Below are 6,915 nucleotides of genomic sequence, written 5' to 3'. Positions count from 1 at the left end.
CGACTCCCTTATGTTAACATTTTCATATTTCAATGTCAACCAAGTTTTTTTATTTCTTTTGTCGCTTTCTGCGTTTTTGCTATCGGCGACTTGTTCTATATTACACCTCTATAGGCTAATCGTCAATACCTTTTTATAAATATATTTAATTTAATACCTTCGTACTCTTTTAGCTCTAGATAAGGACCTATAAAGATTTCATTAAAATAGAAACCATCGTCTACTTTTCTTTACTAATCTATTCTTCTACATACTATTCAATTTAGACACTTCTCTATTACAAAGGACTCGCCCCCCATCTTACCGAACATTCTTTTCAGCTAAACTAGCAACCTTATTTTAACAATTACTAGTATATAATTAGAAAGTTGCTTTATTTTTTATTACCGCTCCCTACTCCCCTTTGTTTATCAAATTGTAATATCAATAACATTCTATTAGAAACAGGTGACGATATGAAAGATATACGTATTCTTATAGCAGATGACGATAAAGAAATTCGAGACTTATTAAAAAGATATTTAGAGCGAGAATTATATATGGTAGATACTGCAATTAATGGCGAAGAAGCGTTGTGCTTATTTAACCAAAATAACTACAACCTCGTTATATTAGATCTTATGATGCCGAAAGTAGATGGTATCGAAGTGTGTAGAAAACTTAGAGATACAACTAACATTCCTATATTAATGCTAACTGCTAAAGATCACGAAGTTGATAAAATTTCGGGCTTAAGCATAGGTGCTGATGATTATATTACGAAACCTTTCAGTATTCACGAAGTGGTTGCAAGAGTAAAAGCTCTTATGCGACGTTTTTTAGTTCTTGGAAGTTAATACTAACGTACAAGAGAAAACAGCTTTAACATTTAAAGGACTAACTATCGATTTTAAAAAATACACAGTCCATACGAACGGAAAAGAAATTAACTTAACTGGAAAAGAACTTGAACTATTAAAATTCTTCGCTTCAAACCCAGAGCAAGTATTTACAAAAACACAACTCTTTCGAAATGTATGGGACGATAATTATATAGAGGATGATAATACCGTTATGGTACATATTAGAAAACTTAACTGCAAGAGAGAACTTATTAATTAATGCAAAGATAATTGGAGTTCACAAAAGGACTGCAATTGAAGAAGCATTAGAAATTGTAGGCTTGCAGCACGAAACAAAAAAAATAGTAGGAAAATACTCTTTAGGAATGAAGCAACGCTTAGGAATTGCACGTGCTCTTCTCCATTATCCTGAACTACTCATACTAGATGAACCAACTAACGGACTTGATCCAATCGGTATTAAAGAAATGCGAAAACTCATTAAATCTTTAGCTCAAGAAAGAAATATAACGATACTCATTTCTAGTCATATATTAGCTGAGGTGGAACAACTAGTTGATCGTATGGGAATTATTCATGAAGGAAGGTTATTAGAAGAAGTTTCTCTTGATACGTTGCGTAAAGCAAACCGTAAGTACATAGAATTCCAAGTAAATAATGATAATAAAGCTGCGATGCTATTAGAAAATCATTTTCAAATTTTTGATTATGAGATACATGACGAAGGTAATATTCGTGTTTATTCTCACTTCGGACAGCAAGGACACATAAACAGAACATTAGTTCGTAATGATGTTGCAGTATTAAAAATTATGATGAGCGAAGATAGACTAGAAGATTATTTCACCAAACTAGTTGGAGGTGGCACAATTGGTTAATCTACTCTATACAGAACTATTAAAATTAAAACGCTCTAATATGTTTTTGATTAAGGTGTCGCACCTTTTCTAGTAGTTGTAGCATCTTATATACATATAAAAACAAAACAGCCTACCCCCATTATTTTGTTTCATCAATCATTCACTGAAGTTAACTTGTATACTACTTTAGTTATAGGATTCCCCTTATATGGAGTTGTAATCGCTTATCTATTTACCCGCGAATACACGGAAGATACATTAAAAAATTTGCTAACTATCCCAGTATCACGTATTAGCTTTATTATAAGTAAGTTTATCCTTCTATTCCTTTGGATTATGATGCTAACTTTAGTTGCTTGGGCGCTAACTTTATTATTAGGGCTAATAGGTAGCTTCCCTGGATTTAGCACTACCTTACTTTTATGCTCTCTTGTAAAATTTCTAATATGTGGTGGACTTCTCTTTCTTTTATCTTCACCTATTGTACTACTAACTCTTTTGAGACTCCCACGACTAAAGTCGCAAGCCCGAATCCTTACGGATTTACGGGTGGGATTCTTGAATGACTAAGCGTTCGCAATCCATTTCTGTTTTGAACAGCCTTCAAGATAAGGGTATCTCATTGCCCCTCCTAAACCAGACCATAAAGGTGCTTAGGCTGATTGACTGTTACCATCAATCACAGTTGCGTAGCGAATATTCATCGCTCCAACGATATCACGATGTGTCTTAAACCCACATGGACACTTGTATTTTCTATCTAGAGCCTTATTCTTTTCAGCACATTTCGGACAACTTTGACTTGTATAAGCTGGATTCACATATTCAATCTGAATACCAGCTATCGTTGCTTTATAGGCAATAAATTGTGCCAAACGATAGAATGACCAAGTGTGTAGATTTTTTTCGTTTTTACGGCTTGTTCTTGCCGTCTGTCTTATATTCGTTAGTTGTTCTAATCGAATGACAGAAATACGATTTGCAATCGCAAAATTAATAATTGCACGACTTATTTTGTGATCTTTATCTTGCATCCATCTTTGCTCTTTATCATCCATTCGCCGAATGGCTTTCACTTTTTTGTCTTTTCCTAACTTCTTACGAACACTACGAAACTTACGCTTCTTATATTTATTGTGCCTACCACTCCCAAAGAAACGAACCTTATCATCATCTGTGATTGCTACCGCGGGGACCTTGAGACCTAAGTCTACTCCTAAAATTTTCATTCCTGTCCTTTTATTGATAGAAAGTGTGACAGATATTTGGGCTATCCACTTATTCGATTTCTTTATGATGCGAAGTGTACCTAATTTATGTTTTAACAGATTCAGATTACGATTGTTTTTATCGCTTAATAAAGCTCGGATTTTTACACGAATCGATTTTCCATTTACCTTCAATGGGATTGAAATATAAGTAGGATCAAATGAATAATTTTGATTGTTCCATACACAAACAGGTCTCTTTAGAATCGGGATGATTTTATAATGGCTTTTCTTTACTTTTGTAGCAAACAAACTTTTCGCGTCTTTAATCGCTTGATTCTTCACTGCACTTGGGATATTTGCTTCAATATCTTTTGTGCTTTTTTTCGTACTTTTCTTTGCTTCCACCATTTCCGATACAAGTTTATTTATAACTTTGATATATTCGTGACTGCTTTGTTCCAATAAACTTATTTGTCCTTTTGTTGGAATCAATTTCACTTTCACTGTTAGGTTCTGTGACATACGTTTCATCCCCTTGTTTTTTGATTTTCAACATCGTGTTCATTTGATACATTTCTAGCAATCAGAACAAAATCAGAACGTGTTTATAAACTTTACAACTGTATGAAACGAGGAGGTTTTCCTCTCAAACACTTTGAAACATTCTTCTATCATCATTTATTCTAGTTATATCATTTATTTTCGAAAGATTCCAACAAAAATACCCGAAGAAACTACCTATACTTTGGATACTTAAAGTACCACGAACCTTGCGATTTTTAGTGGTACTCCGCATCCAACCTCACTTTCATCCCATGCCTAAAGGCAATGGGCTTTCTTGTTCGGGAAAAGCTGTAATGAAAACCTATGTACCGCCTATTATATTAACAATCATTATTACAATGACTAACCTTATGATCGTAAATTCAAAACATAAAGACCTATTCCCATGGACCGCTACTCTAGATATAGCAAATAACGAATTACAACCGACTTATCCACCAGAGTATTCTTATATCATCATCGCAGTAACAGCTATTTTCGGATTTATTACAACACTATTCTATTTTAAAAGAGTAGATATTCATTAATTTATAGGAGTGAAACTATGAGCGATCTTATCATTGCCTTCATACTTGGTATTGTAGAAGGGTTAGCTGAATTTTTACCCATCTCTTCTACTGGCCATCTTATATTAGTCGGACATTTATTAGGTTTTGAAGGAGAAAGGGCAAAAACGTTTGAAATTGTCATACAGTTAGGGGCAATTTTAGCTATCGCGATTTTATATCATAAACGTCTTGTTTCTTTATGTAATATTAAACCCCTTCTTCGGAAAGAGAAAAAATTCAATGCATTACATGTTTTTCTTGGTGTATTCCCAGCAGTAGTTGTTGGCTTATTATTACATGATGTTATTAAAACATACTTATTCCAGCCGTATACTGTCGTAATCGGACTTGTAGCAGGAGCAATTCTTATGATTTTTGCAGAAGTAAAAAAGGCAGAGGCAACCGCTTTTTTACTAGATGATTTAACATACCTTCAAGCATTAACAATTGGATTATTTCAATGCTTAGCAGTATATCCTGGCTTCTCTAGAGCTGGCTCTACTATTTCTGGAGGGCTATTAGCGAAAGTAAATTATAAGACTGCATCTGAGTTCTCTTTTCTCATTGCTCTTCCTGTAATGGTCGGAGCTACAGGGTTAGACTTATTAAAAAGTTGGAAGTATTTAAGTGTAGATGACATTCCTATGTTTACTGTAGGATTCATTACCTCTTTTATAGTAGCAATGCTAGCGGTAGTAACTTTCCTGAAGCTTTTAGAAAAGATAGGTTTAAAACCTTTTGCATATTATCGTATTTTGTTAGCCATCTTATTTACACTTTTCGTATTGCTATAGCTTCATATAAGCCACATATTATTAAACCGATATTCAAGGAATATCGGTTTTTATCTATTTCACCTCTAGTATTACTCACTTCAATATGGCATAGTGGTAATACACCACCGTTAATAATCCGAATATTCTTTGAACTAATCATTAAAATATGTAAGATCAAAAGCTATACTTGAAATCCCAACCTAGTAATAGCATTTCTTCTTTAAACACATATACTGAATTAAAAATAAACACCTCAATTGATTGAATATGCCCATTACACCACTATAGAACGAACGTTCCATACCACTACTTCCTTGTATTTAAGTAATCGTACTATAGTTTTCCCACTTGCACTTATCTTCTCTACGAAAGACTCCCAATTATAAGATTTAAGTAGGTTTCATCCTATGTCTATATACAAACAACTGCAAGGTTTAACGCTAGAAAAACAAATCGGATTGCTAACAAATCATTTAGTTTCATTTAATAGTATTAACGGTACCGATGGCGAGGTCAGTATTATAGATGAACTATATAGTATTTTCAAAAGCACCCTGAACACCTATGGATTCAACATGTACCTCATAATCCAATAGGTAGAAAAAATGTATTTGCATTTGTAAAAGAAAAAACGCTTCCCCCTCTACTATCATTTATCATTCACACTTAAATATAGTCAGCATTGAAGAATTCGGATCGTTAAAAGAACATGCTTTCTCTCCTGAAACACTCGAACAATATTTTCAAACCAATGCAAAACCTGGAGAGTGGCTGTTCGGCCGTGGTTCTCTTGATATGAAAGGTGGTGCTGCCATTCATCTAGCCAATATACTATACTTCTCAGAACATGTGCATTTACTCGAAGGAAATCTACTACTCTTATTCAATGGAGATGAAGAAGGAGAACATCGTGGGATTATCTCTGCCTTAACCGAATTCGAAAGACTGAAGTAAGAAAAACAATTACAGTATCGTTTGGCTATTAACAATGATTTTATAACATCTTTATATAATGGAGATACTCATCGCTACATTTATACAGGTACTGCGGGCAAACTTCTTCCTTGTTTCTATATTTATGGAAGAGAAGTACATGTAGGTGATACATCGTCTGGCATTGATCCTAATTTTATTGCAGCCCAAATCACAAATAGACTACATAACAACTATATCCATTACCATACAAAACAATCCGGAAATTAAACATCCCATCTATTAATATGGGCGTCTACGGGAAAGATGACCATAAATGGACAGAACATGTTTACAAACCCTATCCAGTCAGCGTATACCTTTATTAATCCGTAATACAACAATACAAGTTTTAGATGACTACAAAGCTATTACAAATAAGCAAATTGCCCAGGTTTTATAAAGAAAATCAACTTTAGCTAAAGTGAGGTGAAAATACAAATGAATCCATTAGCACAATCATATTGGGATACTTATTGGGGAAACAATGAAAAACCAGAATCTGTTACAGCTTGGCAATTTGGTGATTCTCCTGATTATCTCGCTCAATTAGTCATTGATGGTGTAAAAACAGCAACATGCTCCGGCCATATTTTTTATGAATTAGAAAACGAACCGCTGCCGACAACTAAAGATTATAGTATTATACTCAACAGTCAGGATGAACCTGTAGCTATTATTAGGACAATAGAAGTAACTATAATGCCAATGAATGAAGTGACTGAAGAATTCGCTATCGCTGAAGGCGAAGGCGATCGTACCTATAGTTACTGGAGAGATACCCATATTCAGTTTTTTACAAAGGAACTAAGCGAACTTGGTCTTAGTTTTTCTGGAGATATGCTACTCGTTTGCGAACGTTTTAAGCTTATCGATGTAAAAAACAAAGTGAAGCTATGATAAATAACGATTTTACCGGAAGTCCATGCTATATAAATACATTTATCTTTAAACAAATAAGCTTGTTATCAATAGGTTTCTTGAACCATAGATAACAAGCTTATTTCATTAAACACAAAAAAGACGAGTCATTCTGACTCGTCTTACAGTTGCTTGGCGACGTCCTACTCTCACAGGGACAAGGTCCCAACTACCATCGGCGCTAGAGAGCTTAACTTCCGTGTTCGGTATGGGAACGGGTG

3 protein-coding genes, 1 rRNA gene and 5 pseudogenes are annotated in these 6,915 nt (G+C 34.3%); 7 read left to right on the top strand and 2 right to left on the bottom strand.

Going from position 1 to position 6,915, the window contains the following annotated elements; genetic code table 11:
* Window positions 1–455: 455 nt before the first annotated feature.
* From ACFWDE_RS29430 to ACFWDE_RS29420, 3 pseudogenes are all read left to right on the top strand, one after another.
* Window positions 456–1,092: pseudogene (locus tag ACFWDE_RS29430) on the top strand (response regulator transcription factor); the annotation flags it as partial.
* Window positions 1,067–1,720: pseudogene (locus tag ACFWDE_RS29425) on the top strand (ATP-binding cassette domain-containing protein); the annotation flags it as partial. The pseudogenes ACFWDE_RS29430 and ACFWDE_RS29425, both read left to right, overlap by 26 nt.
* A pseudogene (locus ACFWDE_RS29420) lies at window positions 1,713–2,203 on the top strand (ABC transporter permease); the annotation flags it as partial. The pseudogenes ACFWDE_RS29425 and ACFWDE_RS29420, both read left to right, overlap by 8 nt.
* A 152-nt stretch (window positions 2,204–2,355) precedes the next feature.
* Here ACFWDE_RS29420 and ACFWDE_RS29415 read toward each other — a convergent pair.
* Window positions 2,356–3,435, bottom strand: coding sequence for an RNA-guided endonuclease TnpB family protein (locus ACFWDE_RS29415; protein ID WP_377896254.1), 1,080 nt, complete (start codon window positions 3,433–3,435; stop codon window positions 2,356–2,358).
* Window positions 3,436–3,767: 332 nt separating this feature from the next.
* Between ACFWDE_RS29415 and ACFWDE_RS29410 the strand changes: the two are divergent.
* From ACFWDE_RS29410 to ACFWDE_RS29395, 4 genes and pseudogenes are all read left to right on the top strand, one after another.
* Window positions 3,768–4,004: pseudogene (locus tag ACFWDE_RS29410) on the top strand (ABC transporter permease); the annotation flags it as partial.
* 17 nt (window positions 4,005–4,021) lie between these two features.
* Window positions 4,022–4,819 carry an undecaprenyl-diphosphate phosphatase UppP gene (uppP, locus tag ACFWDE_RS29405; RefSeq protein WP_377896253.1) on the top strand — a complete coding sequence of 266 codons (798 nt, stop codon included), beginning with the start codon at window positions 4,022–4,024 and terminating at the stop codon, window positions 4,817–4,819.
* 389 nt (window positions 4,820–5,208) lie between these two features.
* Window positions 5,209–5,968: pseudogene (locus ACFWDE_RS30590) on the top strand (M20/M25/M40 family metallo-hydrolase); the annotation flags it as partial.
* A gap of 246 nt (window positions 5,969–6,214) precedes the next feature.
* Window positions 6,215–6,673: an ASCH domain-containing protein gene (locus ACFWDE_RS29395; protein ID WP_002151439.1), complete on the top strand. Its 459-nt coding sequence runs from the start codon at window positions 6,215–6,217 to the stop codon at window positions 6,671–6,673.
* 151 nt (window positions 6,674–6,824) lie between these two features.
* Here ACFWDE_RS29395 and rrf read toward each other — a convergent pair.
* Window positions 6,825–6,915: ribosomal RNA gene (gene rrf, locus ACFWDE_RS29390) — 5S ribosomal RNA — on the bottom strand; the annotation flags it as partial.

Source organism: Bacillus sp. NPDC060175, from assembly GCF_042728695.1.
Lineage (GTDB): Bacteria > Bacillota > Bacilli > Bacillales > Bacillaceae_G > Bacillus_A.
The sequence above is the reverse complement of the archived record's forward strand: the minus strand, read 5'-3'. Positions and strand labels throughout refer to the sequence as shown.